The 17,610-nt window shown below is 69.9% G+C and carries 14 protein-coding genes; 8 read left to right on the top strand and 6 right to left on the bottom strand.

Going from position 1 to position 17,610, the window contains the following annotated elements:
- Positions 1-328: 328 nt before the first annotated feature.
- From OG984_RS15155 to OG984_RS15130, 6 genes are all read left to right on the top strand, one after another.
- On the top strand, positions 329-481 hold the full coding sequence (locus OG984_RS15155) for a hypothetical protein (protein ID WP_328527131.1): 153 nt from the start codon (positions 329-331) through the stop codon (positions 479-481).
- Positions 478-2,142 carry a potassium-transporting ATPase subunit KdpA gene (gene kdpA, locus OG984_RS15150; protein ID WP_328527130.1) on the top strand — a complete coding sequence of 555 codons (1,665 nt, stop codon included), beginning with the start codon at positions 478-480 and terminating at the stop codon, positions 2,140-2,142. The genes OG984_RS15155 and kdpA overlap by 4 nt, the downstream gene beginning before the upstream one ends.
- Complete coding sequence (kdpB, locus tag OG984_RS15145; protein ID WP_328527129.1) at positions 2,139-4,211, top strand: potassium-transporting ATPase subunit KdpB; 2,073 nt, start codon at positions 2,139-2,141, stop codon at positions 4,209-4,211. The genes kdpA and kdpB overlap by 4 nt, the downstream gene beginning before the upstream one ends.
- Before the next feature lie 14 nt (positions 4,212-4,225).
- A complete protein-coding gene (gene kdpC / locus OG984_RS15140) occupies positions 4,226-4,840 on the top strand; it encodes a potassium-transporting ATPase subunit KdpC (protein WP_328527128.1) in 615 nt (204 codons plus the stop codon).
- Between the two features lie 100 nt (positions 4,841-4,940).
- Positions 4,941-7,382, top strand: a complete 2,442-nt coding sequence (locus OG984_RS15135; RefSeq protein WP_442941012.1) for an ATP-binding protein — start codon at positions 4,941-4,943, stop codon at positions 7,380-7,382.
- On the top strand, positions 7,379-8,065 hold the full coding sequence (locus OG984_RS15130) for a response regulator transcription factor (protein WP_328527126.1): 687 nt from the start codon (positions 7,379-7,381) through the stop codon (positions 8,063-8,065). The genes OG984_RS15135 and OG984_RS15130 overlap by 4 nt, the downstream gene beginning before the upstream one ends.
- A 6-nt stretch (positions 8,066-8,071) precedes the next feature.
- On the opposite strand, the gene OG984_RS15125 is transcribed toward OG984_RS15130, so the two are convergent.
- Genes OG984_RS15125 through OG984_RS15115 form a run of 3 tightly spaced genes read right to left on the bottom strand, consistent with a single transcriptional unit; the run spans position 8,072 to position 10,532 of the window.
- On the bottom strand, positions 8,072-8,737 hold the full coding sequence (locus OG984_RS15125; RefSeq protein ID WP_328527125.1) for a potassium channel family protein: 666 nt from the start codon (positions 8,735-8,737) through the stop codon (positions 8,072-8,074).
- Positions 8,730-10,094 (bottom strand): TrkH family potassium uptake protein, encoded by a 1,365-nt coding sequence (locus tag OG984_RS15120; protein ID WP_328527124.1) that lies wholly within the window; start codon positions 10,092-10,094, stop codon positions 8,730-8,732. Before OG984_RS15120 ends, OG984_RS15125 begins: the two co-directional genes overlap by 8 nt.
- 57 nt (positions 10,095-10,151) lie before the next feature.
- On the bottom strand, positions 10,152-10,532 hold the full coding sequence (locus OG984_RS15115) for a globin (RefSeq protein ID WP_328527123.1): 381 nt from the start codon (positions 10,530-10,532) through the stop codon (positions 10,152-10,154).
- Positions 10,533-10,621: 89 nt separating this feature from the next.
- Between OG984_RS15115 and OG984_RS15110 the strand changes: the two genes are divergently transcribed.
- A complete protein-coding gene (locus tag OG984_RS15110; RefSeq protein WP_328532361.1) occupies positions 10,622-11,047 on the top strand; it encodes an OsmC family peroxiredoxin in 426 nt (141 codons plus the stop codon).
- A gap of 68 nt (positions 11,048-11,115) precedes the next feature.
- On the opposite strand, the gene OG984_RS15105 is transcribed toward OG984_RS15110, so the two are convergent.
- Positions 11,116-12,066, bottom strand: coding sequence for a mechanosensitive ion channel family protein (locus tag OG984_RS15105; protein WP_328527122.1), 951 nt, complete (start codon positions 12,064-12,066; stop codon positions 11,116-11,118).
- A 120-nt stretch (positions 12,067-12,186) separates the two neighbouring features.
- On the opposite strand from OG984_RS15105, the gene OG984_RS15100 reads away from it, so the two are divergent.
- Complete coding sequence (locus OG984_RS15100; RefSeq protein WP_328527121.1) at positions 12,187-12,477, top strand: hypothetical protein; 291 nt, start codon at positions 12,187-12,189, stop codon at positions 12,475-12,477.
- A gap of 156 nt (positions 12,478-12,633) precedes the next feature.
- On the opposite strand, the gene helR is transcribed toward OG984_RS15100, so the two are convergent.
- The gene (gene helR, locus OG984_RS15095; protein ID WP_328527120.1) at positions 12,634-14,865 is read right to left on the bottom strand and encodes an RNA polymerase recycling motor ATPase HelR; all 2,232 of its coding nucleotides are present in this window, start codon (positions 14,863-14,865) and stop codon (positions 12,634-12,636) included.
- A gap of 196 nt (positions 14,866-15,061) precedes the next feature.
- Positions 15,062-17,605: an aminopeptidase N gene (gene pepN, locus OG984_RS15090; RefSeq protein WP_328527119.1), complete on the bottom strand. Its 2,544-nt coding sequence runs from the start codon at positions 17,603-17,605 to the stop codon at positions 15,062-15,064.
- Positions 17,606-17,610: the final 5 nt, after the last annotated feature.

The following is a 17,610-nucleotide window of genomic DNA, read 5'->3' as shown; positions in this document are numbered from 1 at the left end:
CGAGCGAGCGGGACGGCGACGCGCAGACGCGTCGCGCCGGCCCGGGCACGCACTCCTGGGTGGCCGGACCGGTCAGGGCGAGGTGGTACTCGGAGGTTGACCGTCCATGGCGGCCACCTCCTCTCTTCCTCGCTCGCGGGGCTGCAGCCCGGATGCCTCGTTCGTACGGACCCACGTCCGCACCGGGACAGGTTAGACCTTCTCCACTCGGCGCGAGAACTTTCCGAGGCATCAGGAAATCGTCAAGGTCGCGCGGGGTCGTCGGTGTCGCCGTCAGGGATCCGTCAAGGCCGGCGGAACCGGCCGGATGCGGGTCTGGAATGGAGACGTGTCAGACCTCATCTACATCCTCCTCACGCTCGTGTGCTTCGCCGGGCTCGCCCTGCTGGTCGGTCTGATCGACCGCCGGCTGGGCTCGGCCGAGGCGACCGCAGACGTGAACGTCCCCCACGACAGCAGGACCTCCGGAGCCGCGCGATGAACGCCACGCTCGCGGCCGTGCTGCAGATCCTGGCCCTGGTCGCGGCGCTGGCGCTCAGCGTGCCGTCTCTGGGCCGCTACCTCGCCCACCTCTACACCAGCCCCCGGCACCTGCGCGCCGAGACCGTGGCCTACCGCGTCCTCAAGGTGGACGCCGACGCCGACCAGCACTGGCGCTCCTACGCGATGTCGGTCCTCGGCTTCTCACTGGTCGGGATCTTGTTCCTCTTCGCCTTCGGCCGCCTGCAGAGCGTGCTGCCGCTCGACGGCGACTTCGGCCCGCTGCCCAGCGACGGGGCCTGGAACACCGCGGTCTCGTTCGTGACCAATACCAACTGGCAGTGGTACTCAGGCGAGGCCGCTGCCGGCCACCTGATCCAGATGGCCGGGCTGGCAGTGCAGAACTTCGTCTCCGCCGCCGTCGGTCTCTCCGTCGCCGCCGCCTTCGCCCGCGGTCTGGCCCGCACGCGCAACCAGGGGAGGATCGGCAACTTCTGGGTCGACCTGGTGCGTACGACCCTGCGGGTGCTCCTGCCGGCGGCGTTCGTCGTCGCGATCGTGCTGGTCGCGGCGGGCGCAGTGCAGAACCTGCACCCGGTGCACGAGATGACCACGCTGACCGGTGGCGGCCAGGCCCTGACCGGTGGCCCCGTTGCGAGCCAGGAGGCGATCAAGGAGCTCGGCACCAACGGCGGCGGGTTCTACAACGTCAACTCCGCCCACCCCTTCGAGAACCCCAACCCGTTCACCAACCTGCTCGAGATCTGGGCGCTCCTCGTGCTGCCGTTCTCGATGGCCTGGGCGTTCGGCCTGATCGTCAGGGACAGGCGTCAAGGTGGCGCGGTCCTGGCCACGATGGGTGTGCTCCTCACGGTCGGCGTCACGCTGCTGACCTGGGCCGAGATGGCTGGTCCAGGCACCGCCCCGCAGCTCGCCGGAGCGGCGATGGAGGGCAAGGAGACCCGCTTCGGCGAGGCCGCCACGGCACTCTTCGCCGCGGCCACCACCGGCACCTCGACCGGCGCCGTCAACGGCATGCACGAGAGCCTGACCGCGCCCGGCGGCGGTGTCGCCCTGTTCGGGATGATGCTGGGCGAGATCGCGCCGGGCGGCGTCGGCTCGGGGCTCTACGGCATGCTCATGCTCGCCGTGGTCACGGTCTTCCTGTGCGGCCTGATGGTGGGACGTACGCCTGAATACCTCGGGAAGAAGATCAGCCGCGACGAGATGGTGCTGGTCGCGGTCTACATCCTGACCACGCCGATCCTGGTGCTGGTGGGCGCGGCGATCGCGGTGACGGCTCCGGCGGGGTTGGCCGGCCTCTCGGCCGACGGTCCGCACGGCCTCTCCGAGGCGTTGTACGCCGTCACCAGCGCCTCCAACAACAACGGCTCGGCCTTCGCGGGGATCACCTCGGGCACCCCTTTCTGGAACACGCTGCTCGGGTTGCTGATGCTGCTGGGCCGGTTCGTGCCGATGGTCTTCGTCCTCGCCCTCGCCGGCCGGTTCGCGTCCGCCAACCGGCTGCCGGACAACGCCGGCACGCTCCCCACCCACCGCCCGCTCTTCGTCGGCCTGCTGACCGGCGTCGCGCTGGTCGTGGTCGGCCTGACCTTCGTCCCGGCCCTCATGCTGGGCCCGATCGTGGAGTCCCTGTCATGACCCAGACCCCGGTACGTACCCCTGAAGAACACACGGAGCACCACGCCCGTGTCGAGGCCGCGCCCTCGGTGCTCACAGTCACGCAGATCGCCGAGGCGGTGCCCGGTGCACTGCGCAAGCTAGATCCTCGCAAGCTGGTGGCGACCCCCGTCATGCTCGTGGTCGAGATCGGCGCGGCCGCCACGACCGTCATGTCGCTCCTCGACCCGTCGGTGATGGGCTGGCTGGTCACCGTGTGGCTGTGGCTCACCGTCGTCTTCGGCGCGTTGGCGGAGTCGGTCGCCGAGGGCCGCGGCAAGGCGCAGGCGGCCTCGCTCCGCGCGCTGCAGACCGAGACCACCGCGCGACGCCTGCGCGGCGGTGCCGGAGGGGTCGAGGAGCTCGTCGCCTCCACCGACCTGCGCACGGGTGACGTGGTCGTGGTCGAGGCCGGTGAGCGGATCCCGGGCGACGGCGACGTCATCGACGGCGTCGCCAGCGTCGACGAGTCGGCCGTGACCGGCGAGTCGGCTCCGGTGATCCGCGAGTCCGGTGGCGACCGGTCCGCGGTCACCGGCGGCACCCTGGTCCTCTCGGACCGGATCGTCGTCCGGATCACCTCCGACCCGGGCCACTCCTTCGTGGACCGGATGATCGCCCTGGTCGAGGGCTCGCAGCGGCAGCGTACGCCGAACGAGATCGCGCTCAACGTGCTGCTGACCAGCTTGACCGTCATCTTCGTGGTGGTCTGCTGGAGCCTCTACTACCTGGCCGGATACTCCGGCGCCCACCAGTCCTGGCTGGTCCTGACCGCGCTGCTGGTCTGCCTGATCCCGACCACCATCGGCGCCCTGCTGAGCGCGATCGGCATCGCCGGCATGGACCGGCTCGTCCGCCGCAACGTGCTGGCGATGTCGGGGCGGGCCGTCGAGGCGGCCGGCGACGTGGATGTGCTCCTGCTCGACAAGACCGGCACGATCACGTACGGCAACCGGCAGGCGTACGAGATCATCCAGGTCACCGGCACCACGCTCACCGGCGCCGAGAACGCCGCGGTCCTGGCCAGTCTCTCCGACCAGACCCCCGAGGGCCGCAGCATCCTCACGCTCGTGGGCCGTTCCATGGGTGGGCCGGCGGAGGCCACGACGGTGGAGTTCTCGGCCATGACCCGGATGTCCGGCCTGGACAGCCCCGGCCTGAGCGTACGCAAGGGGGCGGCCTCCGCGGTGGCGGCCTGGGTCGAGGAGCACGGCGGTCAGGTGCCCCCGGAGACCGCGGTGATCGTCGCGGAGATCGCCGAGAGCGGTGGCACCCCGCTCGTGGTGGCCGAGCACCGCAACGGCGACCCGGCACGGGTGCTGGGCGTCGTACACCTCAAGGACGTCGTCAAGGACGGCATCCGCGAGCGCTTCGACGAGCTGCGCGCGATGGGCATCAAGACGGTGATGATCACCGGCGACAACGCCGCCACCGCAGCCGCCATCGCCGAGGAGGCGGGCGTCGACGACTTCCTCGCCGAGGCGACCCCGGAGGACAAGCTCGCGCTGATCCGGCGCGAACAGCGTGGCGGGCGAATGGTCGCGATGTGCGGCGACGGCACCAACGACGCGCCCGCGCTCGCGCAGGCCGATGTCGGCGTCGCGATGAACACGGGGACGACCGCGGCCAAGGAGGCCGGCAACATGGTCGACCTCGACTCCGACCCGACCAAGCTGATCGACGTGGTCGAGATCGGCAAGCAGCTGCTGATCACCAGGGGCGCGTTGACCACCTTCTCGGTGGCCAACGACGTCGCGAAGTACTTCGCGATCCTGCCGGCGATGTTCGTCGGGGTGTTCCCGGCGCTGGACGTCCTCAACATCATGCGGCTGTCCTCGCCGGAGTCGGCCATCGTCTCTGCGGTCGTCTTCAACGCGCTGATCATCATCGCGCTGATCCCGCTGGCGCTGCGCGGCGTCCGCTACCGGCCGTCCTCGGCCTCGGCACTGCTGCGCCGCAACCTGCTGCTCTACGGGGTCGGTGGCCTGATCGTGCCGTTCGTCGGCATCAAGCTGCTCGACCTCGTCGTCTCCCTCATCCCAGGACTGTGACCAAGGAACCGAACATGTCAGATCTCTTCGCACTGCTACGCCACTCGCTCGCCGGGCTCCGCGTGCTCATCGCCGCGACCCTGCTGTGCGGTCTCCTCTATCCGCTGGTGGTCACCGGCGTCGCCCAGGCGGCTTTCGGCTGGCGTGCCGACGGCTCCCTGGTGACCGAGACCGGTGAGCGCACCAACGACCCCGCCGAGGCGGTCGGCTCGGCCCTGATCGGCCAGCGCAACGACGACGAGGGGCTCTTCTACCCCCGTCCCAGCGCGGCCGGCGACGGCTGGGACACGCTGTCCACCTACGGCTCCAACCTCGGCCCGGAGGACCCGGACCTGGTCAAGGCGATCCGGGAGCGCCAGCGCGAGATCGCCGCGCGCGAAGGCGTACCTGTCGACCAGGTCCCCGCCGACGCCGTCACCACCTCAGCATCCGGCATCGACCCGGACATCTCGCCGGCTTACGCAGCCCTGCAGGTGTCCCGGGTGGCCCGCGCCAACGGGCTCTCGGAGGAGGAGGTGACGGCGCTGGTGGCCGAGCACACCGACGGTCGAACCCTCGGGTTCCTCGGTGAACCGCGGGTCAACGTGCTCGAGCTCAACATCGCGGTGCGCGCACAGAGGGTTGAATAGGGACGTGCAGACCACGTCAACGGACGGACGGTCCCCGCGCAAGCGGGGCCGTCTGACCGTCTATCTCGGAGCCGCGCCAGGGGTCGGCAAGACGTACGCCATGCTCGGGGAGGCGCAGCGGCGCCAGGCCCGGGGGACCGACGTGGTCGTCGGGTTCGTCGAGACCCATGACCGCAGCAACACCGCCCGGCAGATCGAGGGGCTCGAGGTGATCCCGCGCCGCGAGATCGGCTACCGCGGCGCGACCTTCACCGAGCTCGACGTGGAGGCCGTGATCGCCCGTGACCCGAAGGTGGTCTGCGTCGACGAGCTGGCCCACACCAATGTGCCCGGCAGCCGCCACACCAAGCGTGCCCAGGACGTCGAGCAGATCCGGGCGGCGGGGATCGACGTGATCACCACGGTCAACATCCAGCATCTGGAGTCGCTCAACGACGAGGTCGAGCGGATCACCGGCGTACGCCAGCAGGAGACCGTCCCCGACGATGTCGTACGCACCGCCGACATGATCCATCTGGTCGACATGGCGCCGCAGGCGCTGCGGCGAAGGATGGCCCACGGCAACGTCTACAAGCCGGAGAACATCGATGCCTCGCTGACCTCCTACTTCCGCGTCGGCAACCTGACCGCGTTGCGCGAGCTGGCGCTGCTGTGGCTGGCCGACCGGGTCGACGACGCCCTCGGCGACTACCGGCGCGAGCACCAGATCTCGCACCCGTGGCCCACCAAGGAGCGCATCGTGGTCGCGGTCACGGGCGGGCCGGAGTCGGAGACGCTGCTGCGGCGTGGGGCTCGGCTCTGCCAGCGGGCCAAGGGCTCCGAGCTGGTCGCGGTGCATGTCGTCTCGTCGGACGGGCTGGCTCGGTCGACCAGCGACCTGCCGCGGAGCCAGGCGCTCACCCGGTCGCTGGGCGGCACCTTCCACACCGTCATCGGGGACGATCCGGCCACCGCGATCGTCGACTTCGCCATCGGCGCCAACGCCACGATGATCATCGTCGGTGTCTCCCGGCACGGCAGGGTGCGGCGTCTGTTCACCGGCAGCACCGGCGACCGGATCGCGACCGCGGCGGGCAGCATCGACGTACACCTGGTGACCCACGAGCACGCCGGCGCAGGCGTACGCCTCCGGCGGCCCCGATCGGCTCTGGGCCGTTCGCGGCGGCTGGCGGGATGGGTCGCCGCGGTGCTGCTGCCGTTCGCGCTGCTCGGTGGGCTCTACCTGGTGCCCGCCGAGGACCGCAACGCCCAGCTCCCTGTGGCCAGCCTGCTGATGACCGGGGTGATCGTGGCGGTGGCGCTCATCGGTGGCCGGTGGGCATCGGCGGTGGCCGCCATGATCGGCGCTGGGCTGTTGAACTTCTTCTTCACCCAGCCCTACTTCGAGCTCACCGTGCAGAGCCATCACAACATCCTCGCGCTGGCGGTCTTCCTGACGATGGCGCTGTCCGTGGCCGGGGTCGTCGACCAGGCGGCGCGGCGTTCGGAGGAGGCGGCACGAGCGCGCGCCGAGGCGTCGACGATCGGTGCCCTGTCGAGGTCGGTGCTCACCGGGCAGGACACTGCGGAGGCGATCGTCGACCGCGTCCGCGAGAGCTTCGGGCAGCGGTCGGTGGCTCTCCTGCGGGCGAGCGCGTCGGGGTGGCACCGGCTGGCCGGGGTCGGCGAGGATCCGGCGACTGAGCCGGGCACCGGTGACACCGAGGTCCGGGTCGACGACGACCATGTGATCGTGCTGCGCGGTGACCCGCTCCGGGCGGCGGACCAGCGGGTGCTGGACGCGTTCGCCGTCCAGACGTCGCTGGTGCTGGAGTATCGCCGGCTGCGCGACCAGGCAGACCGTGCGCTCGCTCTGGAGCGGGCCGAGCAGACCTCGACCTCGCTGCTCCGAGCGGTCTCCCACGACCTGCGTACACCGCTGGCCACGATGCGGGCCGCCCTCGACGGCCTGCTGGCGAGCCGGGTGCCCGAGGAGGACCGTAAGGAGCTGGTCGACTCGGCCGCCACCTCCGCCGACCAGCTCGAGGCGCTCATCGACAACCTCCTCGATCTCTCCCGTGTCGAGGCCGGCCTGGTCCACCCCGCGATGCGGGACGTCAGCCTCGAGGAGTCGCTGCCGCTGGCGGTCGCCGGCCTGCCGCCGGGATCGATCGCGTTCGACGTCGCCGAGGACACCCCGCTCGTACGCACCGACTCGGGGTTGCTGGAGCGGATCGTCGCCAATCTGGTGAGCAACGCCGTGCGAGCCGCCGGTCAGGGGCCCCGCCCCGGCGAGCCGGTACGCGTCCTCGCCCACGAGACCCCGGAGACTGTGGAGGTGATGATCGTCGATCGCGGACCAGGGGTGCCCGAGGAGCAGCGGGAGCGGATGTTCGAGCCCTTCCAGCGCCTCGACGACACCTCTCCGGACGGGCTGGGGCTCGGTCTGGCCGTGGCCAAAGGGCTGAGCGAGGCACTCGGGATCAGGCTGTCCGCCGAGGACACCCCCGGCGGTGGCCTGACCATGGTCGTCGCGGTGCCGCGAGCGAGGGGCGAGGAATGAGTCGCGTACTCGTGGTCGACGACGAGCCGGCGCTGCTGCGCGCGCTCGCCATCAACCTGCGGGCCGCCGGGTGGGAGGTCGAGACGGCGACCGACGGGCGCTCGGCGCTCGCCGCGGCGGCGGAGGCGCGGCCCGACGTGGTCCTGCTCGACCTCGGGCTCCCGGACCTCGACGGCACCGAGGTGATCGAGGGGCTGCGGGGCTGGACCCAGGTGCCGGTGGTCGTGCTGTCCGCCCGGCAGCACGGCGACGACAAGATCGAGGCCCTCGACCTGGGCGCCGACGACTACGTCACCAAGCCGTTCGCGATGAACGAGCTGATGGCCAGGCTGCGGGCCGCGGTCCGGCGCTCCCAGGAGTCCGCGCCCCCGGCCGCGACCACGCTGAGCGTCGGCGACCTGGAGATCGACTTCGCCCGCAAGCGGGTGCACAAGGCGGGCTCGGACGTGCGCCTGACCCCGACGGAGTGGTCCTTCCTGGAGCTGCTCGCCCGCAACGTCGGGCGGCTGGTCCCGCGCGAGCAGATCCTCAAGGAGGTGTGGGGCCCGGCCTACGCCAAGGAGACCCACTACCTGCGCGTCTACGCCGCGCAGCTGCGCCGCAAGCTCGAGGACGATCCCTCCCACCCGCGCTTCCTGGTCACCACCGCCGGTGTCGGCTACACCCTCGAGCCGGGCGCCTGAGTCCCGCTAGAGCCGGGCGAAGGCCTCGACCTTGAGCTGCGGTCCGGAGACGACGATGTGGTCGTCGGGGCGGATCACGGTGTCCGGTGTCGTGTAGGTGAACTTGCCGCCTGCGGGCTTCACCCCGACGACGGTCACCCCGTAGTTCTGGCGCACGCCGACGCCGGAGAGGCTGCGGTTGTGCAGCACCGCAGGCGGCCGGGTCTTGACGAAGACGTAGCCGTCGTCGAACTCGATGTAGTCGAGCATCCGCCCGCGCACGAGGTGGGCGACGCGCTGCCCCATGTCGTGCTCGGGACGGACCACGTTGTCCACCCCGATCTGCTTGAGGATCCGGGCGTGGGGCTCGCTGATCGCCTTGGCCCAGACGTTGCGTACGCCGAGGTGGACCGCGACCGACGCGGTGAGGATGCTCGCCTCGATGTCGGTGCCGATGGCCACGACCACGGTGCCGAACTCGCTCAGACCGAGTCCCCGCATCGCGTCCTCGCTCGTGCTGTCCGCCTCGACCACGTGGGTGAGCAGACCGGCATGCTCCTGCACCGTCCGCGGGTTCATGTCGGCGGCGAGCACCTCCTCGCCCTCCTCGACGAGCTCGAGCGCCAGCGCGCTGCCGAACCGCCCGAGCCCGAGCACGGCGACGCCGCCGTTGGTGGTGTCTTTCCTAGCCAATGAGAGGCCGTCCTTCCGGGAAGCGGTGCAGACGCTCGCGGTCGCGGAGCGCCAGGGCGGAGACGAGGGTGATCGGGCCGATCCTGCCGACGAACATCATCGCGATGAGGACGATCTGGCCGCCAGCGGGCACGTCGTAGGTGAGGTTGGCCGACAGGCCCACCGTGGCGAAGGCCGAGACGGCCTCGAAGAGCACCCGGTGGGTGGGTGCGTCGACCAGGTGCAGCAGCGCGATGGTGCCGGAGACCACGAAGCCGACCGAGAGCAGCGCGACCGTGAGCGCCTGGCGGACGGCCCGCGGGTCGATGCGCCGGTCGAACGCCTCGACCTCGCGCTGGCCGCGCACCTCGGCGACGATCACGAAGAAGAGCAGCAGGAACGTGGTGACCTTGAGGCCGCCCGCCGTGCCCGCCGATCCGCCGCCGATGAGCATCAGCACGTCCGCGCCGAGCAGCGTGCCCTCGTGCATCTGCTCGTAGTCGAGGCTGTTGAACCCGGCTGTACGCGTCATGGTGCTCTGGAAGAAGCCGGCCAGCATCTTCCCCGGTGTGCTCAGCGCACCCAGGGTGTCGGGGTTGCTCCACTCGACCGCGGTGAAGAACACCGTGCCGATGATCAGCAACCCGATGGTGCCCGTGACGGTCATCTTCGTGTGCAGGCTCCACATCCGCACCTTCGTACGCTGCAGCAGCTCGAGCCACACCGGGAACCCGAGGCCGCCGGCGATCACGGCGACGGCGATGGGCAGGCAGATCCAGGGGTCGTCCACGAAGCTCATCAGGTTGTCGGAGCGCAGCGCGAACCCGGCGTTGTTGAAGGCCGAGATCGAGTGGAAGACCCCGTCGTAGGCGGCTCGTCGCAGCGTGGAGTCGTAGCCCAGCCAGAACCGCAGCGTCAGCGGGATCGCGATGATCAGCTCGATGACCAGGCTGATGCCGACCACGCCCTTGATGACGCTGCGTACGTCGCCGAGACCGGAGCTGGTGTGCTCGACGGCTGCGGTGAGCCGGAATCGCAGGCCGAGCCGGCGGAAGACGACCAGCGCCAGCATCGAGGCGAGGGTCATGATCCCGATCCCGCCGACCTGGATGAGCCCGAGGATCGTGACCTCGCCGAACGTCGACCAGTACGTCGGGGTGTCGACCACCACCAGACCGGTGACGCAGACCGCGCTGGTCGAGGTGAACAGCGCCGTCAGGAACGGTGCGTGTCCGGGCTCGGTGCGCGCCACCGGAAGCATCAGGAGCAGCGTGCCGAGCAGGATCGTCGCCGCGAACCCGACCGCCACGATCTGGCTCGGATGGCGCAGCAGCACCTTTCCGCGGCGCGCTCGGCGGGTAGGGGAGGTCGTCGGCACGGGCGCCACTCTAGAGGCACCGTGCACGCGGGCGCGGCGAGCGGGCCCGCCGCAGGGTCACCCGGGAGTGTTGATCATGAAGTTTGCGGCATGCTCGGCGTACGCCCAGAACTGCGCGTCCTGCTCGGGGGTCAGGCCGGCGGCGTCGAGGCCCTCGCGGAAGTGCTGCAGCCAGCGGTCCCGAGCCTCCGAGGTGACCTCGAACGGGGCGTGACGCATCCGCAGCCGCGGGTGTCCGCGCTGCTCGGAGTAGGTGGTCGGGCCGCCCCAGTACTGCGCCAGGAAGAGGGTCAGCCGCTCCTGCGCCGGACCGAGATCCTCCTCGGGATACATCGGCCGCATCAGCTCGTCGGTCGCCACGCCCTCGTAGAACTTGGCCACGATCGTGCGGATGGTGTCCATCCCGCCGATCTCCTCATAGAACGTCACTTGAACCATTGTTCCACGCGGCCTTCCACGCTGCGTCCTCCGTGGGGCCATGGCAGGATCGGGGACGTACGCACACACACGATCTTTGGGAGATGAAGATGGCCACCACCCGCACCGCCACCACCGTCTGGGAGGGCACCCTCTTCGAGGGCGCCGGCAAGGTGACGCTGGACTCCTCGGGCCTGGGGACGTACGACGTCACCTGGGTGGCCCGCTCGCAGGAGCCCAGCGGCAAGACCAGCCCCGAGGAGCTCATCGCCGCCGCCCACTCGTCCTGCTTCTCGATGGCCTTCTCCAACGGCCTCGCCGACAACGGCACCCCGCCGACCAGCCTGGAGACCAGCGCCGAGGTCGAGTTCACCCCGGGCAAGGGCATCACCGGCATCAAGCTCACCACCCGCGGTGTGGTCGAGGGCCTCGACAACGAGACCTTCGTCAGCCTGGCCGAGGGCGCCAAGGCCGGCTGCCCGGTCAGCCAGGCGCTCGCCGGCACCACGATCACCCTCGACGCCGCCCTCGCCTGAGTCCGCGAGGACAGCGAGACGAAGAATGGTGATGCCCGGCCTCGGCCGGGCATCACCGTTCGCGTACGTCAGGCGTTGGCCTTCTCGTCCTGGGCTGCGGCCGCCTTCTCCTCACGGTGCCAGATGACCCGCTGCGGGAACGGGATCTCGATGCCCTCGTAGTCGAGGCGCGCCTTGATCCGCTGGCGCATCTCGCGGGCGACCGCCCACTGCTTGAGCGGCAGGGTCTTGACGAGGACCCGCACGGTGATCGCGTCGGCGGCGAGCGCCTCGACACCGGTGACCTCGGGCTCCTCGATGATCTGGCCCTTGAAGTCCTCGTCGATCCACAGGTCGTGGGAGACCTCGCGGAGCACGCGCTGCACCTTGGTGAGGTCCTCGTTGTAGCCGACGCCGACGTCGATGACGGCGCGGGCCCAGTTCTGGCTGTGGTTGCCGACCGTGAGGATCTCGCCGTTGGGGATGTACCAGACCGTGCCGTCGAGCGAGCGCAGCCGGGTGATCCGCAGCGTCACCGCCTCGACGGTGCCGCTGATGTTGTTGACCTCGATGCTGTCACCGACGCCGTACTGGTCCTCGATGATCATGAAGATCCCGGACAGGTAGTCCCGCACCAGCGACTGCGCGCCGAAACCGAGCGCCAGACCGACGATCCCGGCCGAGGCGATGATCGGGGCGATGTTGATGCCCAGCTGGTCCAGGATCATGGTGGCGAAGATCGCGACCAGGACGCCGGTGATGACGCTCTTGAAGAGCGAACCGATCGCCTGGGCACGCTGGCTGCGACGGGAGCTCGCGTGGATCTCCTCGCCCGCCTCGTGCATCTTGGTGATCTTCCCGGCCAGCGCCGGTGCCTCCACGGCACGGTTGACGACCTTGTCGGTCACCCGGTGAAGCACCCAGCGGAGCACGATCGCCAGGACGATCAGGCCGAGGATGCGCAGCGGGATGCCGATCACCCATTCGCCGAGCGTCGACCAGGAGACCGAGACCAGAGGGGGATTCGGGGGAATGGACATGGGTTCCAGTATCCAAGCCGTTCAAGGTCGACGGCCAATCCCCGGCCGGGCATCGACTCCCACCCCGGCGACGAGGGGCAGAGATGAGAACCCCGACGTACGCCGGTTAGTATCTGCCCCGTGAGCAACCAGATCCTGCGCCGCGCCGGCCTCTTCGGCGCCTCCGCCTCCGCCGCCGTCGTCGCCTCTGTTGCTACCGCCGGCCCCGCCAGCGCCGAGGTCCCCAACGGGTGGCCGATCGCCGAGGAGATGACCGCCTCCGGACTGCTCCTGCTCATCCTGCTGATCCCGGTCATCCTGACGGTGGTCATCTCCCTCGTCGTCCTCCTTCCCGGCGTGCTCCGCGGCGAGGGGCTGCTGCCGAAGCCCCACAAGCCGTCCGACGACAACCTCCCCGCCGCGACGCACTGAGTTATTTGCGATTGCTTCGCAATTCGCGCAGCGCCTTCGCTTGATCCTCGTCTTCCTTCGCTTCGTTCGTCGCTGGCGCTCCTCACTGCGCTGCGTCCAGACGAGGAGCGCTCCAGCGCTGGGTTGTTGGCGATTGCTTCGCAATTCGCGCAGCGCTCAGGTCGTCAGGATCACCAGCTGCTCGGTAGCCCGGGTCATTGCGACATAGCGGTCCACGGCACCCTCGATCCCGGTCCCGTACGTCTCGGGGTCGATGAGGACGACCAGGTCGAACTCGAGCCCCTTGGCGTGCTCGGGGCTGAGGCGGCGTACTCGGCCTTCGTTGTGGTCGCCTGAACCTGCGGCGATGACGCAGGCGATGCCCTCGTCGTGCTCGGCGAGCCAGGTGTCCAGGATCGCGTCGAGGTCAGCGACGGGGCCGTGGGTGACCGGGATGCCGGAGGCGCGGATCGAGGTCGGCACGTTGGCGTCGGGGAGTGCGGCGCGGATGACCGGCTCGGCCTCGGTCATCACCTCCTCGGGCGTGCGGTAGTTGATGCTCAGGCCGGCCATCTCGATCCGGTCCAGGCCCACGCGCTCGAGCCGTTCCTGCCACGACTCGGTGAACCCGTGGCGCGCCTGGGCGCGGTCGCCGACGATCGTGAAGCTGCGCGAGGGGCAGCGACTGATCAGCATCTGCCACTCGGCGTCGGTCAGCTCCTGGGCCTCGTCGACGACGATGTGCGCGAACGGGCCGGCGTACGGGTCGAGCTCCTCGGGCTCCCGCACCGAGTCGTCCAAGAGCGCGGTGCGTACGTCCTGGCCGCGCAGCATCGACATCACCTTCATCTCGGAGTCGTCGTGGCTGATCAGGTCCGAGACGACCGCGGCCTTCGCCTTGCGGTCGGCGGCCGCGGCCGCCTTCTTGGCGCTGCGGCGACGGGACGCGTCGGGATCGCCGAGCCGACGATGGGCTGCGTCGATCAGTGGCAGATCCGCCTCGGTCCATGCCTGGGGGTCCTCCCGCTGCAGCTGCTTCACCTGCTCGGGCGTGAGCCATGGCGCGCACATCCGCAGGAACGCCGGCACCTCCCACAGGTCGCCGACGATGTCGGCGGGCCGCAGCCGCGGCCAGACCTCGCCGAAGACGTCGAGCAGCCCGGCGTTGGTCTCCAGCGAAGCGCGCAGCGCGTCGGTGGCGTCCTCGTCGACCAGGCCGTAAGCGTCGAACTCGTCCTCGTCCAGGGGCGAGTCTCCCCAGTCGTCGAGGTCGGCGTCGTAGTCGCGGTCGGGGTCGCTCGCGCCGTTCTGCTGGATCCGGTCGGTCACGATCCGCAGCAGCGCGTCCCAGACCAGGTCGCGGGCGTCGTTGTGCGGCGTACCCTGCTCCGCCGCGGCGATCGCCTCGGCCCAGTCGCTGACGCTGATCACCGCGTCGCCGTAGGGGGTCTCGACGAGGGTCGGCTTCGACGGCGGCTTCTCGTAGAGCGCGACCGCCGGCTCGATCGCGGCGACCATCCGGGCGTCGGCCTTGAGCCGGGTGACCTCCGGATCCGTCTCGGGCGCCAGCGCGTCGCCCTCCGGGATCATCCGGCGCAGCGTGGTGGTGCGTACGCCCTCCTCGCCCAGGCTCGGCAGCACGTCGGCGACGTAGGAGAGATAGGGCTCGTGCGGTCCCACGAACAGCACCCCACCCTTGCCCTCGCCCAGGCGCGGGTCGGAGTAGAGGAGGTACGCCGTGCGGTGCAGCGCCACCACGGTCTTGCCCGTCCCCGGACCGCCGTCGACGACCAGCGCGCCCCGTGACGATGCCCGGATGATCGCGTCCTGGTCGGACTGGATCGTGCCGAGCACGTCGCGCATCCGTGAGGACCGGCTGCTGCCGAGGGTCGCGATGAAGGCCGACTGGTCGTCGAGCGCGGCATGCCCCTCGAGTCCCTCGGCGGTGAAGACCTCGTCCCAGTAGTCGGTGATCCGGCCGTTGGTCCAGCGGTAACGGCGCCGGCTCAGCAGCCCGCGCGGCTCGGCGTGCGTGGCCGCGAAGAACGGCTCCGCCGCCGGCGAGCGCCAGTCGACGAGCAGCCGCCGGCCGTCGCTGGCGGTGAGCCCGAGCCGCCCGATGTAGATCGTGCTGCCGGACTCGGTGACGATCCGCCCCAGGCACAGGTCCAGGCTGAACCTGCGCAGCATCCGCAGCTGCCCGCCGATCCGGTGCACCTCCAGATCGCGGTCCATCGCCTCCTGCCCGTGCCCGCCCGGCCGGCGGCGTACGTCGTCCAGCCGTTCGTTCAGCTCGGAGATCTGCTCCTCGAGACTCTGCCCGATGGCAGCGAAGTGCTGCTCGTCATCGGCGATCAGTGCCGGGTCCGCCTTGGCATCGTGACGGCCCGCGAGATCGAATGCTTGCAACGTTGAATCCCCTGTCTGAACAGGCACTTTACCTGTTCGAGGAGGAGATTCTGCCCCAATCCGGGGGCCTTGCGGCAAGCCCCTATCTGCGCTATAAAGTTGTTAGTGGAAGGGAGAGATCCCTTCCATTCGTGGTTTTCGCCGCAGACGCGAAGGACCCCCAGGCGACCTGCGCCCGGGGGTCCTTTCGTGCGAGCTACTGCGCGTCGCGCTCCTGAGCGGCGAGGGCGCGGGCGACCTCGTCACGTCCCTCACGGACGAACCGCTTGGCGGCGGGCTCGGCGGGGGAGGTCTCGAGCCACTTGTCGGCCTTCTCCAGGAGCTCGGGGGAGGCGGCGGGCTTCGGGAAGATGAACTCCAGCACCGTCGAGGCGCGGTGGGTGCCGAGGTGGTCCCAGAGGGTGTCGGCGGCCTCGAAGTAGCGGTCGATGTAGGGCGCCAGCACCTCGTCCTGGCCGCTGCGCTGGAACGAGAGCACGATCGAGCGGGCGGTCTCGTTGGCGACGTCGGTGCGGACGACGACCGCGTCCCAGGCGGCTTCCTTGGCCTCGGCCGTGGGCTGCGCGGCGCGGGCGGCGGCGGCCTTCTCCTTGCCGGAGATGGTGTTGTCGCGCTCGAGCTCGGCGTCGATCTCGGCCTCACCGAAGGTGCCCGAGGCGGCCAGACCGGTGACCAGCGCCCAGCGCAGGTCCTGGTCGATCTCGAGACCATCGTAGGCCAGGTCGCCGGAGAGCAGCCCCTGGAGGTCGGCGATCGCGGCCTTCGAGCGGGCTGCCGAGGCGTACGTCCGGGCGAAGGTCAGCTGGTGGTCGCTGCTCGGAGCGGCGGCCTCCAGCAGGCTCTTGAGCCCGCTCTCCCAGCGCGCCTTGAGGGCGTCGCGGTTGGCCGGAGCCGAGAACGAGTTGACCGCCTGGGCGGCGAAGACCGGGATCCGGGTGACGCCCCAGGCGTCGGTCTCCTGGCCGATGTTGGCGAGCACGAGCTCGACGAAGTCGCTGGCCCGCATCTCGGCGTCGCGGGTCATGTCCCACGCGGCACCCCAGATCAGCGCGCGCGAGAGCGAGTCGTCCAGCGCCGACAGCGACGACAGCGCGGTGGCCAGCGAACGCTCGTCGAGCCGGATCTTCGCGTACGTCAGGTCGCCCTCGTTGAGCAGCAGCAGGTCGGGCTGCTTCACGCCTTCGAGCTGGGGGACCGAGGTCAGTTCGCCGGTGACGTCGATCTCGAACGCGTCGCGGCGGACGAGCGCGCCGTCGACGAGGTCGTAGAGGCCGAGGCCGATGCGGTGGCGGCGGAGCGTCGGGTAGTCGGCGGCGGCCGACTGACGCACGGCGAAGGCGGCGTAGGAGCCGTCCTCGGCGAGCGTGAACTCGGGCGCGAGGGTGTTGACGCCGGCGGTCTGCAGCCACTCCTGGGCCCAGCCCTGGAGCTCACGGCCGGAGGCGGCCTCGAGGTGGCGCAGCAGGTCCTTGAACTCGGAGTTCCCGTAGGCGAACTCCTTGAAGTAGGCCTTCAGGCCCTCCAGGAACGGCTCCAGGCCGACCCACGCCACCAGCTGCTTCAGGACGGAGGCGCCCTTCGCGTAGGTGATCATGTCGAAGTTGACCTCGACGGCCTGCAGGTCGTAGTTGTCCGCGGCGATCGGGTGCGTGGTGGGCAGCTGGTCCTGGCGGTAGCCGGTCTGCTTGCGCGCGTTGGTGAAGCCGGTCCAGGCGTCGGTGAACTCGGTCGCGTTGGCCTGGGCGTGGTAGCAGGCCCACTCGGCGAAGGACTCGTTGAGCCAGAGGTCGTCCCACCACTTCATGGTGACCAGGTCGCCGAACCACATGTGCGCCATCTCGTGCAGGATCACCGAGGCGCGGAAGTCGTAGAAGGAGCGCGGCTGCTTGGAGCGCGGCAGGTACTCGTCGCGCAGCGTCACGGCGCCCGCGTTCTCCATCGCGCCCATGTTGTACTCCGGCACGTAGAGCTGGTCGTACTTGCCGAAGGGGTAGGGGAAGTCGAAGGCGTCCTCGAAGAACTCGAAGCCCTGCTTGGTGATCTTCACGACCTCGTCGCGGTCGAGGTAGGGGACCAGCGACTGGCGGCAGTAGTGGCCCAGCGGGATCGTGCCGAACTTGCCCTCGTAGACGTCCTGGACCTCGTGGTACTCACCGGCGATCAATGCGGTGATGTAGGTCGACATCTTCTTGGTGGGCTCGAAGTCCCAGGTCGCGCGGCCGTCGCCCAGCGGCTTCGGCTCGGGCGTGACGGCGTTGGAGACGACCTTCCAGCCCTCGGGAGCGGTCACGTGGAAGGTGAAGACGGACTTGAGGTCGGGCTGCTCGAAGGTGGTGTAGACGCGGCGGGCGTCGGGGACCTCGAACTGGGAGTAGAGGTAGACGCGGTCGTCGGCGGGGTCGACGAAGCGGTGCAGGCCCTCGCCGGTGTGGGAGTAGGTGCAGTCGGCCTTGACGACCAGCACGTTCTCGGCCGCGAGGCCGTCGAGCTGGATCCGCGAGTCCTGGTAGGCCGTTGCGGGGTCGAGCGCGACGCCGTTGAGCGTGATCTCGTGGACGGTCGCGTCGACGAGATCGGCGAAGGTCGAGGCGCCGGCCTCGGTGGAGGTGAAGGTGATCGTCGTCGTCGAACCGAAGGTCTCAGCACCCGTGGTGAGGTCGAGTTCGATGTCGTACGAGAGGACGTCGAGGAGTGCGGCTCTAGCGGTGGCCTCGGCGCGCGTCAGATTGGTTCCAGGCATGCCTG

The sequence above is a fragment of the Nocardioides sp. NBC_00368 genome (assembly GCF_036090055.1).
Classification (GTDB): Bacteria; Actinomycetota; Actinomycetes; order Propionibacteriales; family Nocardioidaceae; genus Nocardioides.
Note: the sequence above shows the minus strand (reverse complement) of the source record. Positions and strands in the feature narration are given on the sequence as shown.